The organism is Azospirillum sp. Marseille-Q6669, assembly GCF_965111635.1.
On the sequence record NZ_CBCOOP010000006.1, the window covers coordinates 606,208 to 624,853 of the forward strand.

General features: G+C 69.0%; 19 protein-coding genes, 1 tRNA gene and 1 riboswitch. Of the genes, 14 read left to right on the forward strand and 6 right to left on the reverse strand.

The features are described from left to right. Positions 1 to 28 precede the first annotated feature (28 nt). Positions 29 to 1,645 carry an ABC transporter substrate-binding protein gene (locus tag ACWPXE_RS31360; protein WP_454020952.1) on the reverse strand — a complete coding sequence of 539 codons (1,617 nt, stop codon included), beginning with the start codon at positions 1,643 to 1,645 and terminating at the stop codon, positions 29 to 31. A 327-nt stretch (positions 1,646 to 1,972) separates the two neighbouring features. Between ACWPXE_RS31360 and ACWPXE_RS31365 the strand changes: the two genes are divergently transcribed. Both ACWPXE_RS31365 and ACWPXE_RS31370 read left to right on the forward strand, forming a co-directional pair. Next, positions 1,973 to 3,412: an aldehyde dehydrogenase family protein gene (locus ACWPXE_RS31365; RefSeq protein WP_454020953.1), complete on the forward strand. Its 1,440-nt coding sequence runs from the start codon at positions 1,973 to 1,975 to the stop codon at positions 3,410 to 3,412. 134 nt (positions 3,413 to 3,546) lie between these two features. Next, the gene (locus ACWPXE_RS31370) at positions 3,547 to 4,005 is read left to right on the forward strand and encodes a hypothetical protein (protein ID WP_454020954.1); all 459 of its coding nucleotides are present in this window, start codon (positions 3,547 to 3,549) and stop codon (positions 4,003 to 4,005) included. Positions 4,006 to 4,008: 3 nt separating this feature from the next. Here the strand turns inward: ACWPXE_RS31370 and lipB are convergent, their stop codons facing one another. Further along, the gene (lipB, locus tag ACWPXE_RS31375; RefSeq protein ID WP_454020955.1) at positions 4,009 to 4,731 is read right to left on the reverse strand and encodes a lipoyl(octanoyl) transferase LipB; all 723 of its coding nucleotides are present in this window, start codon (positions 4,729 to 4,731) and stop codon (positions 4,009 to 4,011) included. Positions 4,732 to 4,856: 125 nt separating this feature from the next. On the opposite strand from lipB, the gene ACWPXE_RS31380 reads away from it, so the two are divergent. Beyond that, a tRNA-Leu gene (locus ACWPXE_RS31380) sits at positions 4,857 to 4,943 on the forward strand. A 120-nt stretch (positions 4,944 to 5,063) separates the two neighbouring features. Here the strand turns inward: ACWPXE_RS31380 and ACWPXE_RS31385 are convergent. Beyond that, positions 5,064 to 5,366 (reverse strand): STAS domain-containing protein, encoded by a 303-nt coding sequence (locus tag ACWPXE_RS31385; RefSeq protein ID WP_145687400.1) that lies wholly within the window; start codon positions 5,364 to 5,366, stop codon positions 5,064 to 5,066. Between the two features lie 297 nt (positions 5,367 to 5,663). On the opposite strand from ACWPXE_RS31385, the gene mgtE reads away from it, so the two are divergent. From mgtE to ACWPXE_RS31420, 7 genes are all read left to right on the forward strand, one after another. Then, the gene (gene mgtE, locus ACWPXE_RS31390) at positions 5,664 to 7,103 is read left to right on the forward strand and encodes a magnesium transporter (protein WP_454020956.1); all 1,440 of its coding nucleotides are present in this window, start codon (positions 5,664 to 5,666) and stop codon (positions 7,101 to 7,103) included. A gap of 46 nt (positions 7,104 to 7,149) precedes the next feature. Beyond that, positions 7,150 to 7,253: riboswitch (TPP riboswitch) on the forward strand. Next, positions 7,245 to 8,414: a glycine oxidase ThiO gene (gene thiO, locus ACWPXE_RS31395; RefSeq protein ID WP_454020957.1), complete on the forward strand. Its 1,170-nt coding sequence runs from the start codon at positions 7,245 to 7,247 to the stop codon at positions 8,412 to 8,414. (Overlaps the previous riboswitch by 9 nt.) After that, entirely contained in the window at positions 8,411 to 8,620 is a 210-nt protein-coding gene (gene thiS / locus ACWPXE_RS31400) for a sulfur carrier protein ThiS (RefSeq protein ID WP_454020958.1), read from the forward strand. The genes thiO and thiS overlap by 4 nt, the downstream gene beginning before the upstream one ends. 194 nt (positions 8,621 to 8,814) lie before the next feature. Further along, entirely contained in the window at positions 8,815 to 9,585 is a 771-nt protein-coding gene (gene thiG, locus ACWPXE_RS31405) for a thiazole synthase (RefSeq protein ID WP_454020959.1), read from the forward strand. 64 nt (positions 9,586 to 9,649) lie between these two features. Then, entirely contained in the window at positions 9,650 to 10,093 is a 444-nt protein-coding gene (locus ACWPXE_RS31410; RefSeq protein WP_454020960.1) for a PaaI family thioesterase, read from the forward strand. A 38-nt stretch (positions 10,094 to 10,131) separates the two neighbouring features. Continuing rightward, positions 10,132 to 10,605: a hypothetical protein gene (locus tag ACWPXE_RS31415; RefSeq protein ID WP_237907976.1), complete on the forward strand. Its 474-nt coding sequence runs from the start codon at positions 10,132 to 10,134 to the stop codon at positions 10,603 to 10,605. 29 nt (positions 10,606 to 10,634) lie between these two features. Then, complete coding sequence (locus ACWPXE_RS31420) at positions 10,635 to 11,333, forward strand: NnrU family protein (protein ID WP_454020961.1); 699 nt, start codon at positions 10,635 to 10,637, stop codon at positions 11,331 to 11,333. Positions 11,334 to 11,349: 16 nt separating this feature from the next. Here the strand turns inward: ACWPXE_RS31420 and ACWPXE_RS31425 are convergent, their stop codons facing one another. After that, positions 11,350 to 13,455 carry a hypothetical protein gene (locus tag ACWPXE_RS31425; RefSeq protein ID WP_454020962.1) on the reverse strand — a complete coding sequence of 702 codons (2,106 nt, stop codon included), beginning with the start codon at positions 13,453 to 13,455 and terminating at the stop codon, positions 11,350 to 11,352. A 338-nt stretch (positions 13,456 to 13,793) separates the two neighbouring features. On the opposite strand from ACWPXE_RS31425, the gene ACWPXE_RS31430 reads away from it, so the two are divergent. After that, a complete protein-coding gene (locus tag ACWPXE_RS31430; protein WP_454020963.1) occupies positions 13,794 to 14,126 on the forward strand; it encodes a Rid family hydrolase in 333 nt (110 codons plus the stop codon). Positions 14,127 to 14,144: 18 nt separating this feature from the next. Here the strand turns inward: ACWPXE_RS31430 and ACWPXE_RS31435 are convergent, their stop codons facing one another. After that, on the reverse strand, positions 14,145 to 14,330 hold the full coding sequence (locus ACWPXE_RS31435) for a hypothetical protein (protein WP_454020964.1): 186 nt from the start codon (positions 14,328 to 14,330) through the stop codon (positions 14,145 to 14,147). Between the two features lie 230 nt (positions 14,331 to 14,560). Here ACWPXE_RS31435 and ACWPXE_RS31440 point away from each other — a divergent pair, with 230 nt between their 5' ends. From ACWPXE_RS31440 to ACWPXE_RS31450, 3 genes are all read left to right on the forward strand, one after another. Then, entirely contained in the window at positions 14,561 to 15,274 is a 714-nt protein-coding gene (locus ACWPXE_RS31440; protein ID WP_237907980.1) for a response regulator, read from the forward strand. A gap of 83 nt (positions 15,275 to 15,357) precedes the next feature. After that, on the forward strand, positions 15,358 to 15,960 hold the full coding sequence (locus tag ACWPXE_RS31445; protein WP_014199879.1) for a 2-hydroxychromene-2-carboxylate isomerase: 603 nt from the start codon (positions 15,358 to 15,360) through the stop codon (positions 15,958 to 15,960). Positions 15,961 to 16,059: 99 nt separating this feature from the next. Continuing rightward, positions 16,060 to 17,046: a potassium channel family protein gene (locus ACWPXE_RS31450; RefSeq protein ID WP_454020965.1), complete on the forward strand. Its 987-nt coding sequence runs from the start codon at positions 16,060 to 16,062 to the stop codon at positions 17,044 to 17,046. Positions 17,047 to 17,052: 6 nt separating this feature from the next. Here ACWPXE_RS31450 and ccoG read toward each other — a convergent pair whose 3' ends face one another. Continuing rightward, on the reverse strand, positions 17,053 to 18,567 hold the full coding sequence (gene ccoG / locus ACWPXE_RS31455; RefSeq protein WP_454020966.1) for a cytochrome c oxidase accessory protein CcoG: 1,515 nt from the start codon (positions 18,565 to 18,567) through the stop codon (positions 17,053 to 17,055). Positions 18,568 to 18,646 lie beyond the last annotated feature (79 nt).

Consider the following 18,646-nt stretch of genomic DNA (forward strand, 5'->3'; position numbering starts at 1 on the left):
AGGGGAAGAGGGCCGCGGCCAAACCACGTTACTTCGCGGGGGTCACCTTCTGCGCCAGCGTGTACTGGTCGGCGCGCGGTTCGTAGCTCAGCCCCTTCTTCATCGCCCAAACCGTTACTTCGTAATGCAGCGGGATGATGATGTCGGCGTCCACCGCGCGCTTCACCGCGGCCTGGAGCAGCTTCTCCCGCTTGGCGTCGTCCACCGTCGCCAGCGCGGTGTCCAGCATGCCGTCCAGCTCCGGGTCGGAGTAGCTGGTGTAATTGGTGGTGCCGTAGCCCTTCTCCTTGATCGGCGTGGCGATCAGCGCCTTCAGCGGCGACGACATCTCGCCCGAATCGGCACCCCAGCCGGCCAGGAAGACACTGTATTCCTGCTTGTTGCGCTTGGAGAAGAAGACGTTGGCGGTGGTCGCGTCGACCTGGGTCTGCACGCCGATGCGGGTGAACATCTGGGCGACCGCCTGGGCCACCTTGTCGTCGTTGATGTAGCGGTCGTTCGGCGTGCCGAGCGTGAGCTGGAAGCCCTTCGGGTAGCCGGCCTCGGCGAGGAACTGCTTGGCCTTGTTGGCGTCGGTGGCGACCGTGACCTCCGGGTTGTTGCCGTAGAAGCCCGCGGGGAGGTACTGGTTCGCCGGCTCCGCCACGCCCATCATGATGCGCTTCACGATGGCGTCGCGGTCCACCGCCAGCGACAACGCCTTGCGCACCTTCGGGTCCTTCAACGGATTCTTGCCGTCGGTCCCGGTGATGGTCGGCGGAGTGTCCTGGACGCCCAGCGCCAGATAGATCACGCGGTTCGACTGGGCCTGGGCCAGGGAGACGTTGGGGGCGGACTTCAGCCGCTCAATGTCCTGCACCGGGGGCGATTCGATCAGGTCCACGTCGCCTGCCAGCAGGGCGGCGACGCGCGGCCCGTCGCTGGTGATCGGACGGAAGACCACCGTGTCCCAGGCCGGTTGCGGCCCCCAGTAGTCGGGGTTGCGCTCCAGCACCTGCCGGTCGCCCTTGGTGTAGGACTTGTGCTTGAACGGCCCGGTGCCGATCATCAGCGAGCCGTCGTTGAAGGCCTGGGTGGTCGGCCAGGAGTCGGCCTTGCAGCCCGCCTTGTCGAAGGTGACGGCCTCTCCGCCCGCCGCCTTGGCGGAGATGATGCCGAAGGTCGACAGTTCCACCGGCAGAAGCGGGTAGGGCTTGCCGGTCTTGATGACGAGGGTGTGCGGGTCCGGCGCCTCGATCCCCGCGATGCCCTTGGTGTAGACGGTGAAGGAGGAGGGGCTGTTGGCGACGTTCGGGATGCGGCAGACCGAATAGACGAAGTCCTGCGCCGTGAACTCGGTGCCGTCGTGGAACTTCACGCCCTTGCGCAGCTTGAATTCCCAGGTCGTCTCGTCGATGGCGCGCCAGCTTTCCGCCAGTTCGGGCTGGAGCCGCATCTTGGCGTCCATGCTGACCAGCGATTCGAACACATGCTTGCGGGCGCGCGTGTTGGGGCCGAGGTTGTGGTAGTGCGGGTCGAGCGCGCTGGGTTCCGCCGAGGTGCCGACCGTCAGGGTCGCCGCCTGCGACGGCGTTGGGGCCGTGGCCAGCAGGGCCAGGCAGGCTGCCGCCGGCAGGAGTGGTTTGACGATTCCGAAACGCAGCACATCCGCAAGGCGCCGATCACGCCAATGCCGATCACGTAAGGCCATCCCTCGTCCCCCTGATTGTACGTTTGGTTTGTACCCGTGAAGCAGGCTCCCAGCCCTTGGGCCACGGTTTCTGCGGCCCGATTCTTGTCGTTCGGCTCGCCGCAAGCGGGGCGGCGGCACGTATGTGTTCAACGATCAGACCGTGAAACCATTGAACTGTCAACAGGGTCCGGTCTTCTGACCTATCCGGATTTTCCGGTGGGAAAGCTTTGGCAAACGGCGCCGGACGGGGCAGGATCGTTTCACCCGAAAATGCCAACGAAGAGAGCAAGGGGATTAGAGATGAAGACCTGCCAATCCTTCTACATCGGCGGCGCCTGGACCGAACCCGCGGCGGGCGCTACCGTGATGGAGGTGTTGAACCCGGCGACGGAGCAGGTGTCGGGCACCGTGGCGCTCGGCGGGCCAGAGGACGCGCAGCGCGCGGTGGCCGCGGCCCACGCCGCCTTCGACGGCTTTTCCCGCACCCCCCTGAACGAGCGGCTGGACCTGCTGGCCGCCGTCTGCGCGCTCTTCGAGAAGCGCATGGACGAGGTGGCCGACGCCATCACCGAGGAGATGGGCGCGCCCCTGGCGGCGCTGTCCAAGCCGGCGCAGGCCTTCATGGGGCTGGCCCATTTCAAGACGGCTCTGGAGGCCGCCCGCGAATACCCGTTCGAGCGGACCCGCGGCACCACCCGCATCCTGCGCGAGCCGGTCGGCGTCTGCGCGATGATCACGCCGTGGAACTGGCCGATCAACCAGATCGCCTGCAAGGTCGCCCCGGCGCTCGCCACCGGCTGCACGATGGTGCTGAAGCCCAGCGAGTTCGCTCCCTATTCGGCCTGGATCTTCACCGAGATCCTGCACGAGGCCGGGGTTCCGGCGGGCGTCTTCAACATGTTCTACGGCGACGGCGCGGTGGTCGGCCCGGTCCTGGCCTCGCACCCGCTGGTCGACATGGTGTCGCTGACCGGCTCCACCCGCGCCGGGGCGTCGGTCTCCCACAACGCCGCCGACAGCATCAAGCGCGTGTCGCTGGAACTGGGCGGCAAGTCCGCCAACATCATCTGCGAGAGCGCCGACCTGACCAAGGCGGTGACCCACGGCGTGCGATCGATGATGTCCAACACCGGACAGAGCTGCAACGCGCCGTCCCGCATGTATGTCCCGGCCTCCCGCCTGGACGAGGCGGAGACGATCGCCGCCCAGGTCTGCGCCCGTCTGGTGGTCGGCGATCCGCGCGGCGACCGCACCGGCGTCGGCCCGATCGCCAACCAGCGCCAATACGAGCGGGTGCAGCGCCTGATCCAGGCCGGCATCGAGGAGGGGGCCACCCTGCTGTGCGGCGGTCCGGGCCGTCCGGAGGGGCTGGAGCGTGGCTTCTACGCCAAGCCCACCGTCTTCAGCCGCGCCACCGATGGCATGACCATCATGCGCGAGGAGATCTTCGGCCCGGTCCTCACCATCCGCCCCTACGAGGATATCGAGGAGGCGATCCGCAGCGCCAACGACTCGCTCTACGGTCTGTCCGGCTACGTCTACGCCGGCACGGTGGACGAGGCGCGGGCGGTGGCGAAGCGGCTTCGCACCGGCATGGTGCACCTGAACGGCGCCTCCATCGACCTTGCCGCTCCCTTCGGCGGCTACAGGCAGTCCGGCATCGGGCGCGAGTGGGGCGAGGTCGGTTTCGAGGAGTTCCTGGAGACCAAGTCCGTCTACGGCAGCGACCCGGCGGCGTAGGGAGCCGCCTGGTGCTCGATACTCCCTCTCCCGATCTCCGGGAGAGGGTTTCGGGAGGGGGCAAACAGGTTGGGATGAGCGGCAAAAGGCCAAAATCAGTGCCACGGCTCCTGTGCGGTGCAGCCCGAAGCCTATTGATTCTCGGCGTGCTGGGCGCCGGGGCGGCCTGGGCCAAGGGGCCGCTCGACCGTACGGAGCCGGGACACATGCCGCCGGTGCCGCCCGGCGGCTATGACCTGCCGCTCTCGCCGCCGGTGGTCCAGTTCCCGCTGCCGCCGCAATGGGTGATGATCCGCTCCTCCCAGGACTGGCGGCACGCCGGGACCTTCGAGAAGGAGCTGAGCAAGGCCTGCGCCTCCCGCCAGTTCCGGGAGCAGATGCCCCTGCGTTATCGCGCCATCTTCAAGGGTGAGGTTCTGGGCGTCGCCTTCGGCCATGGCCTGAACCTGCATGACCCGAAGAAGCAGGCGAACCGCCGGCTGATCTATCTCTTCCGCAACGGCGACAGCACCGGCTGCACCATCGTGTCGATCACCAACGAGGATGTGCGCGTCCTGAACGACGCGCAGCCCGCTGGAGCGACGAAGCGGTAGGGCTCACTCGTCTTCCGACCCGCCGCCGAAGACCTCCGCGAAGCTGGCGATCATGGCGGCGTCCACATCCTCCATGGTGACGAGGTGGCCGAGCGCGACGATGGAGGTCACCCCATGCTCGCTGATGCCGCAGGGGACGATGCCGGCGAAGTGCGACAGGTCCGGCTCGACGTTCAGGGCGACGCCGTGGAAACTGACCCAGCGGCGCACGCGCACGCCGATCGCGGCGATCTTGTCCTCCTGGCCTGGGGCGCCGCCGTAGGGTTGCTTATCCACCCAGATGCCGACGCGGCCCTCCCGCCGTTCGCCGCGGATGTTTAAGGCGGCCAGCGTGCGGATCAGCCATTCCTCAAGGTCGTGGACGAAGGCGCGGATGTCGGCGCCGCGTGTCTTCAGGTCCAGCATCACATAGGCCACGCGCTGCCCCGGCCCGTGGTAGGTGAACTGCCCGCCGCGCCCGGCCTGATAGACGGGGAAGCGGCCCGGCTCCAGCAGGTCCTCCTCCCGCGCGCTCGTGCCGGCGGTGTAAAGGGGCGGATGCTCCAGCAGCCAGACCAGCTCCGGCGCGGTGCCGGCGCGGATGGCCTCGACGCGCGCCTCCATTTCGGCCAGCGCGTCGGGGTAGGGGACGGGCGTGTCGCTGATCCGCCACTCCACCGCTCGCGCCGGGACGGCATCGGCGGCGGCATCGGCGGCGGGCGGAATAGGGGCGGTGAGATCGGTCATGCCGATGTTATGAACTTTCTTTGGCAAAAACGCGAGACACCGCTTGATCGGGCGATGGGGATCTGCTATTCCCCCGCTCCACCCGATGAGGGGAGCAGTTCCCTCCTCGGTTCTACCAGCCTTGTGCGGTCGTGGCGGAATTGGTAGACGCGCAGCGTTGAGGTCGCTGTGGCAGAGATGCCGTGGAAGTTCGAGTCTTCTCGACCGCACCATCCCCCCGAAACGGGGGATCAGGCAAACAAACGAAAAGCCCGCCGGTCCATCGGACCACAGCGGGCTTTTTCGTTTTCAGGCCGCCCGGATCAGGGCTGTTTCTTCCGGGCCGCTCCGCCTCAGCGGAACTCCACATACTGATCGAGCGCCACGCGCCGCATGGTCTGCACGATGTAGGGCTGCGCGTTGTGCACCGTCACCAGCCCCTTGGCGTCGCGGCAACGGTTGGCAAGGACGAACAGCATGCCGATCGCCGCGGAGTCGAGAAAGGTCAGATAACGCAGGTCCAGCCGCACCTCGGGCCGCGCGCCGATGTCCCAATCCGCCAGCAGGTCGTGGAACTTGCGGCTGTCGTCGTAGGTGAAACGCCCCGACAGCATGATCCCCTCCTGACCGTCGATGTCGGTGTAGGCGTACTCCATCGTCACATCCGCTGGCCGGTGGTGTCGGTTCTTCTCGGGCTGCGCGAGGTGGAAAGCCCCGCGCGCATTATGGGTGCACGAATTGTGAAGCCCACGCAAGCAATTGCGCGCAGGGCCGGAGGGCCCGGACCGGTCCGCCGGGCTGGACAAAACAGCGGCACACCTATATTCGGTGGGCGCCCCGGCGGGATTCCGCGAGGGCTCCCCACCAACCCGCAAACGCCGGTGCGCCATGGTCGGCCGATCGCAGGACCATGCCGTCACGCCGCATTGCCATCGTGAAGGGAGGGTGCCGCCATGCACACCGACCGCCAGGAACCGGATCGTATCCAGGACGATGTGCCGCACCCGGCCGAACGCCCCGACCCGCCCCGCGAGGACGGCGAGGAGGAGCGCGCCTATGGTGTTAAGCCGGAGTTCGTGGAGGAGATCGTCGAGCGGCTGCACGCCGGACGGCGCGACGATCTGCGCGCGGAGGTGGACAAGCTTCACCCCGCCGACATCGCCGACCTGATCGAGCAACTCGGCCACGACGACCGGGAGGCGCTGATCGGCGTCCTGCGCCCCGACTTCGACGGCGAGGTGCTGAGCTACCTCAACCCCGATCTCCGCGAGGAGATCGTCGAGCTGTTCGAGCCGAAGGAGCTGGCCGCCGCCGTCGCGGAGCTGGACACCGACGACGCCGTCGACGTCATCGAGGATCTGGACGAGGACACCCGGCGCGAGGTTCTGGAGAATCTGCCGGCCGCCGACCGGGCGCTGGTCCAGGAGAACCTGACCTACGACGAGTACACCGCCGGCCGCCTGATGCAGCGCGATCTGGTGGCGGTGCCGCAGTTCTGGACGGTGGGCAAGACCATCGATTACGTCCGCGCCGCCACCGACGAGCTGCCGGAGGACTTCTACGACATCTTCGTCGTCGATCCGATGCACCGGGTGGTCGGTGCGGTGCCGCTGTCGCGCCTGCTGCGCCAGAAGCGGTCGGTCCGCATCGCCGATCTGGTGACGGAGGAGGTGGACACCATCCCCGCCACCATGGACCAGGAGGAGGTGGCGAACCTGTTCCGCCAATACGCCCTGGTCTCCGCCCCCGTGGTGGACGCCGGTGGGCGGCTGATCGGCGTCATCACCGTCGACGACGTGGTCCACATCATCGACGAGGAGGCCGAGGACGACATCGGCAAGCTGGGCGGCGTCGGCGACACCTCCATCTACCGCTCGGTTCTGGAAACCTCGCGCTCGCGCATTTCCTGGCTGGGCGTGAATCTGTTTACCGCCTTCGCGGCGGCGGGCGTCATCTCGCTGTTCGAGGCGACCATCGAACAGATCGTGGCGCTGGCCGTGCTGATGCCGATCACCGCCTCAATGGGCGGCAACGCCGGGACCCAGACCCTGACCGTGGCGGTGCGCGCCCTGGCGACACGCGAGCTGTCGTCCTCCAACGCCCCCCGCGTGGTGGGTAAGGAGGTGCTCGTTGGGCTGCTCAACGGCGCCGTCTTCGCCACGCTGGTCGGGGCCATCGCCGCGACGTGGTTCGAGCCGATGATCGGCTTGGTCATCGGCTGTGCCATGGTCATCAACCTGTTCGTCGCCGGCCTGTGCGGGGTGCTGATTCCCATCGGACTGGACCGGCTGGGCGTCGATCCGGCGGTGGCGAGTTCGGTCTTCCTGACCACCATGACCGACGTCATCGGGTTCCTGTCCTTCTTGGGGCTGGCGTCGCTTTTGTTGTTGTGACCAACGAAAAGGGGCTTGCCAAAGGCGGCCCTCTTCCGGATGATCCGGGCATTGGCTGGGGTGCCGTGCGGGATGAGCCCGCGCGGCTGAGATCACACCCATCGAACCTGTCTGGATAATGCCAGCGAAGGGAGCCGCCGCATGGTATCCGCGCCCTTATTTCATTCTGATTCCGCGAAACCCACCGTCGCCGTGATCGGCGCCGGGGTGGTCGGCCTCTCCATCGCCTGGAGGCTGGCCGTCGCCGGCTGCCGGGTTGAGGTCTTCGACCGTGGCGCTGCCGGCCGGGGCGCCAGCCACGCCGCGGGCGGGATGCTCGCCGCCTGCGTGGAGACCGAACCCGGCGAAGAGAGCCTTCTGCCGCTGACCCGCGCCTCCCAGGACCTGTGGCCCGCCTTCGCGGCGGAGTTGGAGGCCGCCTCCGGCATGGCGGTGGACCTGCGCGGCGAAGGCACGATGGTCATCGCGCTGAACGCCGACGACGCCGCCAAGGTGCGGTTCCTGCACGACTTCCAGACCAAGCTCGGCCTGCCCGTGGAATGGCTGAGCGGGGCGGAGGTGCGTCGGCGCGAACCCTATCTCCAGCCGGGCGTGGCCGGCGCGCTGTTCTGCGCCGGCGACCATCAAGTCGACAACCGCAAGGTTGCCACCGCCCTGCACGCCGCCGCCCTGCGGGCCGGCGCCGTGGTGCACGAGTACGCCGAGGTGTCCCGCATCGAGATCCGCGGCGGCCGCGCCGTCGGCGTCCAGGTTGGCAACCGGCTTTTCGAGGCCGACCGGGTGGTTCTGGCCGCCGGGGCGTGGTCGGGTTGGATCGACGGCCTGTCCCCGGCGGTGCGTCCGCCGGTGCGTCCGGTGAAGGGCCAGATGCTCTGTTTGCGCATGGACCCCCGCCTGCCGCTGCTGCGCCATGTGGTGTGGACCCCCGGCACCTACCTGATCCCGCGGCTGGACGGGCGGCTGCTCGTCGGCGCCACGACGGAGGAGCGCGGATTCGACGACCGGCTGACCGCCGGGGGCCAGTTCGCCCTGCTGGAAGGGGCGTGGCGCGCCCTGCCGGGCATCGCCGAGCTGCCCATCGAGGAGGCGTGGGCCGGCTTCCGCCCCGGCACCCGCGACGACGCCCCGATCCTCGGCCTCTCGGAGGTGGAGGGTCTGGTCTACGCCACCGGGCACCACCGCAACGGCATCCTGCTGACCCCGGTCACCGCGGACTCGGTGGCGCGGCTGGTCCTGACCGGAGAGGCCGATCCGGTGATCCGCCCCTTCGCGCTCGACCGTTTCGCCCAGCCGAAGGGGGCCGCGGCATGAGCGCCCGCATCCGCGTGAACGGGCGGGAGGAGGACCTCGCCGCCCCCACCGTCGCCGCCCTGCTGGCCGGGCGGGGAATCGCCGCGGGCACCCACGGGGTCGCGGTCGCCCTTAACGGCGCCGTTCTGCCGTCCCGCCGCTGGGACGAGACGCCCCTGTGCGCGGGCGACGCCTTGGAGATCATCCGCCCCGTGCAGGGCGGGTAAAGGGCAGCAGTTCCAACCAACGGCATTTCCCTCTCCCGCCTCGGGAGAGGGTGCCCGCGTCAGCGGGCGGGTGAGGGTCGCACGAGGATTGTGGCGCTGATTCTTGGCGGCACCCTCACCCTTCCCACGCTCCGCGCGGGCCCCTTCCCTCTCCCGGGGCGGGAGAGGGAGTATCGGTCAATGAGGACACACCCATGAACGACACGCTCACCATAGCGGGCCGTGAGTTCCGCTCGCGCCTGTTTCTCGGCACCGCCGGCTACCCGAACCAGCAGGTGATGCTGGATGCGCTGGAGGCCAGCGGCAGCGACCTGGTCACGCTGGCCATCCGGCGCATCAGCCTGGACGGCTATTCGGAGAGCCTCGTCGACGTCATCGGCGATCGCGCCGGGCTGCTGCCCAACACCGCCGGCTGTTTGACCGCCAAGGAGGCGGTGCTGACCGCCCAGCTCGCCCGCGAGGCGCTGGGCGTGGACTGGATCAAGCTGGAGGTCATCGGCGACCGCGAGCTGCTCTACCCCGACGTCGAGGAGCTGCTGCGCGCGACCGAGGAACTGGTGGCCGACGGCTTCACCGTTCTGCCCTACTGCAACGACGATCCGGTGACCTGCCGCAAGCTCGCCGACCTGGGTGCTGCGGCGGTGATGCCGCTGGGCGCCTTCATCGGCTCGGGGCTGGGCATCCGCAACCCGCACGCCATCGAGACGATCTGCGCGCGCAGCCCGGTGCCGGTGGTTCTGGACGCCGGAATCGGCACGGCGTCGGACGCCGCCCTGGCGATGGAACTGGGCTGCGCCGCCGTCCTGCTGAACACCGCGGTGTCGAAGGCGCGCGACCCGGTGCGCATGGCGGCGGCGATGCGCGACGCGGTGGCGGCGGGGCGGGCGGCCCGTCTGGCCGGGCGCATGCCGAAACGCGCCTTCGCGGAAGCGTCGAGCCCGCAGCTCGGCTTGATCGGAACGTAAGGGTGGCGCAGGGTAAGGGCCGTCCGATTTCGACCCCCCGAACACAATCAGAGAGACCCGAGACGTGCTCAAGACCTTCGAACCGCGCGATCCGGACTGGGAGGCGCGCTGCCGCGCCAGCTTCGAACGCCAGCCGATCTGCAAGACGCTGGGGATCGAGCTGACGCGGCTGGAGCCCGGCTTTTGCGAGATGCGCCTGCCGTTCCGCGCCGACCTGACGCAGCAGCACGGCTTCTTCCACGCGGGCATGGTCAGCACGCTGGCCGACAACGCCGGGGGCTACGCCGGCTACACGCTGATGCCGGCGGGCAGCGAGGTCTTGGCGGTGGAGTTCAAGGTCAATCTGATGGCGCCGGCCAAGGGCGAGGTGATGATCGCCCGCGCCCGCGTGTTGAAGCCGGGCCGCACCCTGACCGTCACCAGCGTCGAGATTTCGATGCTGGACGGCGGGGTGGAGAAGGACTGCGCCATCATGCAGCAGACCCTGTTCTGCCAAGCCCCCGCCTGACCCGTCCCACCTTTTTCCATCCGATCCAGGAGATTCGCATGCCGCTGTCGCGTCTTTTCGGTGCCGCGCTGATTGCGGGCGCCGCCACCGTCGCTCTGGCCCAGCCGGCCTTCGCCCAGAAGAAAGAGCCGCCGGCCTGCGGCGCCGTCTCCTTCCGCGCCATCGCCCCCGGCGCGCCGGACGGCGAAACCGACGCCGGCCTCTACAAGTCCCGATTCGGCAAGATCGAGGTGAAAGCCGAGGTGAAGGGCGGGCAGGCCACCAACTATTACATGGTGCTGAACGGCAAGCGCATCGACGCCTCGGCCAACCCGCCCAAGGCCGCCGATTCCTGCCTGAAGTCCAAGAGCGTCAAGCTGCCCTACCAGAAGCAGGCGGCGGGCGCTTGCACCGGCAACCGCTTCCGCGTGGTCATCGACCGTTCCGGCAAGCAACCGGTGGCCCTGTTCTTCGGCCTGCACGGCGACGATTGGGCCTATTGCAGCGGCACCACGCTGGACAAGGGCGCCTGACGAGAGGCTTCGCGACCGGGAGACCGCTCATGACCGGGACCATCGCCCATCTGTCCGCCGCGGGGCTGTTCCTGCTGCTGACGCATTTCGGCATTTCCAGCACACCGCTGCGCGCCGCGCTGGTCGGACGACTGGGTGAGAAGCCCTATCTCGGCTTCTATTCGCTGGTCTCGGCGCTGGCCTTCTGGTGGCTGGTGGCGGCCTACAACGCGGCGCCCCATGTGCCGGTGTGGCCGCCCGCCGGCGGGCTAGCCTGGGTGCCGATCCTGCTGGTGCCGGTCGCCCTGTTGCTGCTCGTCGCCGGCCTCTCCACCCCGAACCCGACCTCGGTCGGGCAGGAGACGCTGCTGACCGGCGACCGGGAGCCGGTCCGCGGCATCCTGCGGGTGACGCGGAACCCGTTCCTGTGGGGCGTCGGGGTGTGGGCGGTCGCCCATATGGTGCCGAACGGCGATCAGGCCTCGCTGATCCTGTTCGGCACGCTCGCCCTGCTGGCGCTGGGCGGCAGCGTCCTGATCGACGCGAAGCTGGCGCGGCGGTTGGGGGCCGATTGGGACCGCTACGCCGCGCGCACGTCCAACCTGCCCTTCGCGGCGATCCTGGCCGGGCGCCAAAGCCTCGTCTGGCGAGAGATCGGCTGGTGGCGCCCGGCGGTGGCTCTGCTGGTCTATGGCGGGCTGCTGCACCTGCACCGGATGCTGTTCGGCGTGTCGCCGCTGCCCTGGTGACGCTCCGCCTTTACGCTCAGAACGTCATGCCGCGCACCTGATCGCGCAGCGTGTTGCGGGCGGTGTCGGCCTCCTTGCGGGCGGTGGCCAACTCGCGGGACAGACCGTCCAGGCGGGTTTCCTGCTCGCCCATCTTGGCGATGGTCCGCTTGAACAGGTCGCTGTCGCGCGGCAGCGTGGCGAGGTTCTGGCGCAACCGCTCCTGCTCCTTGCCGATCTCCGACTGTTCGCGCTCCAGGTCGGCGACGCGGCGCTCCTTGTCGGCGACGGCGCCGCGCAGGGTCGCGACCTTGGCCAGGGCCTCGCGCGCCGCAGCCGGCAGTTCGGTGGAGGAGGCGTAGGCCCGCACCTGCTCCGGCGACATTTCCGAGATGCCGAACCGTTCGATCCGCGGCCGCTCCAGCGCGACGGCCAAGGTTACCGTCTGGCCGGCGGGCACCGCCACCGGCAGGCGGTAGGCGTCGGCGGTCAGGTCGGGAGCGGCCCCGCCAGTGGGCTGCACCAGCTCCCAGCCGGAACGCCGCGGATGCTCGACGATGACGGTGCGGTCCTCGCCCGCCGCTCCGGCGATCCGGTAGGTGGTGGTCTGGCGGTCGGTCACGGTCAGCTGCAGCACCCCGTCGGCCAGGGTGGCGCGGGACAGGGTGCGGCTCGGCTGCTCGGAGCGGTCCACCGTCACCGCCTGATCCACCGCGAAGCTGAGGATTCGGCTCTCGCCCGCCGGAAGGGTGGCCAGCCGTGCGTCGCCCACATAGGCGGCGGCCCCGCCCAGCCGTTCATAGAGCGTCAGCACGCCCGGCGGCAGGCCGGTCTCGCCGGAGTCGCCGTTGCTGAGGCGCAGCGCGGCCAGAGGGTGGCGCGGCTGGGTGTTGGGCTGGTAGAGCGACAGCCGCTCCGCCGGGATGGCGCGGGCGGTGATCGGCATCATCATCGTGCCGCCGTTGGCCAGGGTCACCGGCTGCGGGTAGCGGAACAGCACCTGCGCCGTCGCCTCCGTGCTTTCGGCGGGGGTGGTCTCCGCCGCGCGCTGGGGCATCGCTCCGGCGAAGGGCGCGCTCATGGTCGGCGCCGGAGCGGGGGCGGGCGGTACGGCCATGGCGGTCGGGGCGCCGGACTCCGCGGCGGCGCGCGAACGGCCGGCCGGTTCCATGGCCTTCGCCATCACGTCGGCGGCCACGGCGCCCTCGTCGGGGGGCGGCAGGACGCGGCCCAGAACCTCCACCGGCACCTCCGGACGGTTGACGAAATAGGCGGAGTAGAGCGCCTGCCGGAAGGTGACCGGGTTGCCCGACGCCACCGACAGTTCGACCCCCTTCCAATCGTCGCCGCTGAGATTCTCCAGCACGGCCCAGCCCTGCAGGTCGCCCGTGCCGCCCTCGGCCCCCTTCGCTGATTCGGGCAGGGTCAGGCGGTAGGTCGCCTTCCACAGCGGAGCGGCCACCACATAAGCGACGCGCACGGTGCGCTCAGCGCCCGCGTCCGCCTGCGGAGCAGTGGTGCGGATGGTCAGGCGCCGCCGCTCCTTGCCCGCCGCACCGGCGACGGCGGCCAGCGCGGAGTCGAGCTGCGCCTGCACCCGCGGGTCGGCGAAGCGCAGGGAATCGGTTTCCTCCAGGAGGAGCTGGCGCAGCCCTTCCGCGGTCATCAGGCTGACGCGGTTGCGGGTGACGGTGCCGCCGCCGTTGGGAAGCTGGGTGTACTCCTCCGTCACCGAAAGCAGCCGGCCCGACACCGCGCGGGAGCCGCTGGTCTGCACCTCCGCCCCCTTCATGGCGTTCAGCAGGGCGCTGGGGGAGGCGAGATCCTCCGGCGTGAAGGGCAGTTCGCGGAAGGCGGTCTCCAGCGGCTCCTGCCCGGGCAGGTCCACCGTGCCGATGCCGCCGCGGTCATCGTAGACCACGATGCTCTTCAGGACGTCGTCCACCTGGTCGCGGCGCACCTCCAGGGTCAGCGCCGCGTCGCCGGACACGCGCGCCTCATGCTCGAAATAGCCGACGCCGCCGGTGGACAGCAGCACCCGCTTCAGCGCCAGCGCTCCCGGCGGCTGCTCCGCCGCCAGGGCGGGCGCGGCCAGCAGCGGCACGGCAAGGGTGAAGAGGGCGGCTTTCGTGATCCCGGACATGCGGGTTTCTCCCGTTATGGACGATTGGGCGTTCTTGGCCTGACAGATTGCGCCTGACAGGCTGGGCCCGGCTTCCTTGCCCGGCTTACGCTTTGATTTGGGAAAGAATTGGGCAGGCGGAAAGACGCGAACCGCGCCGACATGCCGCGGAACCGCCGCCGGTCAGGGTTTGTGCGGCTTCAGCCCTCTGTGACATAAAGGCGCCAGGTCGGTTCCGACGACTATAAGTAGCACGAACAATAAGGGATGGAAACGCCATGGATCTTGGCGGGAGCGGGGCCGGACATGGGTCCGGCTGCTGGCGCGGGGACGCCCCGCGGGCCCTCGTGGCAGGCCGTGTGACGGGGGCCGCGGACGCTCCGGAACGGCGGTGGGTGTTCGTGTCCGGCACCTCCGGCTTCGATGCGGAGCGCCGGACGATGGCCGGCGATGTGGAGGAGCAGGCGCGCCAAACCCTGCGCAACATCCGCCGGACCCTGCGGCGGTCGGAGGCGGATTTGTCGGACGTGGTGCGGATGCGGGTCTATCTGGCCGACGCCGCCGATTTCCCCCGGGTTCAGCCGATCCTGGCGGAGGAATTCCGCGATCGCCCGCCCGTCGGCACGACCATGGTCTGCCCGCTGGCCGACCCGCGCATGAAGATCGAGATCGAGGTCACCGCGCGCTGTTGAGCGTTCCGCGTCTCCGGCTCATGGCTCGCCGACCAGCGTGCGCGCCGATTCGATGTGGCGGCGGGCCTCGGTCAGCAGCGCGCGGTGCTGGGCCAACGCTTCGCGGATGGGCAGGCGGCTGTTGTAGACGCGCACCTCGTTCAGCAGGCGGTCGGCGCGGTCGAGATGAGCCATCCGTTCCAGGCATTGGTCGAGCACGAGCATGGTCATTCCCCTTCGGTGCGGGCTTTTGCCTTTCGCCTCGCGGCTGAGAGGAATAAACCAACCTGTGATGACCGCGTGATTTCAGGAAACCGGCTTTTTCGTTTCGATCGCACGGCAGGATGTTTCAGGGGATTCACCCATCGGTCGTGCAACGGGTGCCTGTTACGGGCTTGTAACCGATTGCGTGCACCCATGGCGGTGAGCTATGAAGAGGACGGGAGGTAACGGCCATGCACATTCTCGCGGTCGATGATGATGAGCCGGTGCGCGAACTTCTGGAGTCCTATCTGGCTTCGGAAGGCTACCGCGTGACCACCGCACCGGACACGGCCGCGGCGAAGAAGGCGTTGGAGGGCGATCCCGTCGATCTGGTGGTCTGCGACCTGCGGCTTCCCGACGGCGACGGGCTGGGGCTGGTCCGCCAGATCCGCACCGAATCGCACATTCCCGTCATCATCCTGTCGTCGAAGGACCAGGATGTGGACCGCATCGTCGGGCTGGAACTGGGCGCCGACGATTATCTGACCAAGCCGTTCAACCCGCGCGAATTATTGGCCCGCATCAAGGCCGTGCTGCGCCGCGTCTCCGGCGAGGGCCGTCCTCCGCGCAGCCCCGACGACCTGCGCGCCGTGGTGCAGTTCGCCAATTGGGAACTGGACCTGACCGCCCAGCGCCTGCGCAGCCAGGAAGGGCGCGAGGTGGAGCTGACCAAGGCGGAGTTCGGCCTGCTCGCCGCCTTCGTGAAGCGCCCGCAGCGCGTGCTGACCCGCGACCAGCTGCTGGACCTGACCCGCGCCGACGGGGCGGAGGTGTTCGACCGCTCCATCGACGTGCTGATCCTGCGCCTGCGCCGCAAGATCGAGGCGAACCCGAAGGAACCGCGGATCATCAAGACCGAGCGCGGCGCCGGCTATGTCTTCGACGCCAAGGTGAAGACGGTCTGAATCCCGTCCAGCCGTCGGCGGCTGGACGGAACCTTCGGCGCGCGTTAGCCTTTCCGGAAAAGCAGAACCGGGAGGATGCGCGGATGGCCGACCCCATCGATTTCTACTTCGACTTCGCCTCGCCCTACGGCTATTTCGCCAGCCGCCGCATCGAGGAACTGGCTGCGGCGCATGGCCGCACCGTCACGTGGCGCCCGATCCTGCTCGGCGCCATCTTCAAGGTGACGGGGATGAAGCCGAACCTCCAGCAGCCGTTGCGCGGCGAGTATCTGGTCCATGACGTGGGCCGGATCGCCCGGCTGACCAACGCGCCCTTCACCTATCCCGACTCGGCCCCCGCCAACAGCGTCGCTGCGTCGCGCGCCTTCTACTGGCTGACCGACGAGCATCCCGAGCAGGCGAAGCTGTTGGCCCGCACCCTCTACCACGCCCATTGGGGGGAGGGGCGCGACATCGGCCCCGCCGAAACGGTGGTGGAGATCGCCGGCACGCTCGGCCACGACCGGGCGGCGGTGGCCGCGGCCCTCCAGGACCAGACCGTCAAGGACCGCCTGCGCGCCGAGAACGACGCGGCGGTGGACCGCGGCGTCTTCGGCTCCCCCTTCGTGATCGTCGACGACGAACCCTTCTGGGGCTGGGACCGGCTGGACATGGTGGAGCGCTGGCTGAGCACGGGCGGCTGGTAGGCTTACCGTAAAGCCCGTTGGGGGAGGGCGGTTGAAAGTCCTGCCATCGGGACCGGCCATGGCGCTATAAGGTGGGCACCACCGACAACCGGTTCGCGCATGGACCAGATCCTCCCCGACCGCCGCTCCAGCAAGGCCGCCGGCCCCGCCCATACGTCCCGGCCCCGCGCCCGCCGGTCCTGGCTGACCGGCGCGGTGCTGACCGCGCTGATGCAGGGGATGATCGCCCTGTCCATCCGCTCGGTGTCGGGCGATCTCGCTTTCGCCCTGCTGGGGTCGGTCGGCCTCGTCGTCGGGGCCTTCCACTATCTGTTTCCGGGAAGCCAGTTCTTCAGCCTTGCCCTGGCGAACTTCATCGGCGTCTACGCCTGTGTGTTCGTCTTCTTCCTGGAAAGCAACTTCCACAGCATCCCGTCGCACATCCAGGCCGCCGCCTTCGCGATCCCGCTGATCGCCTTCCTGGGGGGCGCGTGGTGGCGGGCCAACACGATCCGCAGCATCGTGATGTCGCGGCGGTTGCGCGACGGCGGGCATTTCGACCGCATCTTCCTGTGGATGGCCCCGGTCTGGGGAATCGGCGCGCTGACCTTCCTGCTGCCGGGACGGGAGGTGTCGCCGGAGATGCTGACGGCGATCTTCCTGCTGTCGATGTCGGCCATCGGAGTCGTCGTCGCGCTGGTCGCCCGCGATATCGCCGTCTTCCTGCTCGACGCCGGGCTGCTGTTCGAGGGCTTCTTCCAGCAGGCGGCCCGGCTGGTGCTGCCGGCCTTCGCCTTTCTGACCTTCTATTCGCTGTGCATCATCATGTTCGGCGCCTTCTACACCATCCTCGACCGCTTCATGGTGGAGCCGAACTTCATCATCGACGGCGTGCGCCGCGACCTGACCTTTCCGGAGGGGCTGTACTTCTCGCTGGTCACCTTCGCCACGGTCGGCTACGGCGACATCCACCCGGTGACGGGGGCGGTACGGCTGATCTGCGGGATCGAGATCGTGATGGGAGTCCTGCTTCTGCTGTTCGGCTTCAGCGCCATCATCGGCCACACCGCCCCGCGGGACCGCCGCGACCGCGACGGTCCCCTTTGAACCGCATCAGGGGGCGAGGAACACCGTCTCGGCCTGATGGACCACCCCGTCCGAGAGGCGGGTCAGGGTGAGGGTCAGCGGCATGGAGCCGGCCACCGCGGCTCCCGCCGGGGCGCGGACATGGACGCGGTGGGTCTGCACCGTGTCGGGTTCGGCGCCCAGCACCGGCGCCGCGCCATCGGCAGCCCCGCCACCAACTGCCTCGCTACCAACCGCCGTCACCTTGGCGCCGCGGGGGCCGGAGACCGTTAGCCGGTAGCCCTGCGGGGCGCGGGTCATGTTGGAGATCTTGACCGTGTAGCTGTTCTGGATCGCGCCGTCGGACAGGGTGACGTAGAGCGGCGCCCGGTCACGAAGGACGGAAACGTCCACCGTCGGCTCCAGCAGCACGCCGAGCGTCATCATCCCGCCGACCACCAGCATCACCAGCGAATAGATGATGGTGCGCGGGCGAACCAGCCGGTAGGGCTCCGGCTTGCGGGCCACGGCCTTGGCCTCCTGAGCGGATTGGGTGTCGTAGCGGATCAGCCCGCCGGGGCGCCCGATACGGCCCATCACGTCGTCGCAGGCGTCGATGCACAGGCCGCAGCTGATGCAATCCATCTGCAGGCCGTCGCGGATGTCGATGCCGGTCGGGCAGACCTGGACGCAGGCCTTGCAGTCAATGCAGTCGCCGAGCCCTTCGGCGGAACGTTCCGTCCAGCTCTGCTCCTTGCGCAGCGGCGCGCGGCCGTCGCCGCGCCAGTCCTGATAGGTGACGGTGAGGCTCTCATCGTCCAGCAGGGCGGCCTGGATGCGCGGCCAGGGGCAGACATAGACGCACATCTGCTCCCGCATGAAGCCGGCCATGGCGTAGGTGCAGGCGGACATGAACAGGATCCAGCCGGTCGCCACCGGCCCGGGCTGGAAGCGCAGCAGGTCCGCGACGTAGCCCGGCGCGTCCACGAAGTAGAAGAGGGCCGAGGCCCCGGTCACCAGGGCGATCAGCAGCCAGACCGCGTGCTTGGCCGCCTTCTTGGCCAGCCAGCCGGCGTTGCGCGGACCGTTGTCCAGCCGGATGCGGGCGCCGCGGTCGCCCTCGATCCACTCCTCCACCTTCACGTAGAGGTCGGTCCATACCGTCTGCGGGCAGGTGTAGCCGCACCAGACGCGGCCGGCGAGCGCGGTCGCCAGGAACAGGCCGACCGCCGCCAGGATCATCGCGCCCGTCAGGTAGTAGATGTGCTGCGGCCAGAGTTCGAGCGCGAACAGGTAGAAGCGCTGGCTGTCCAGATCGAACAGGATCGCCTGGTTGGGCAGGCCGGCGCCGCGGTCCCAGCGCAGCCAGGGCAGCAGCATGAACAGTGCCAGCAGGCCCACCATCAGCGCCGACTTGATGCGGCGGAACCGGCCACGCGCCGCCTTCGGGTAGATCTTCTGGTGCGAAGCGTAGAACGGAGCCGGAGCTGAGGAAGCCGGGGTGGACGGGGCCGGAGCGGAGGGCGGCGGGGGAAGGCTGGACGAGCGGGCGAGATTCTGCATGGCGTGCCTCTGCGCAAACATCCGCACCACCCGAGCGGTGGCCTGCGGCATGGCGCCGACTGTATGCCTTCAATCGCCG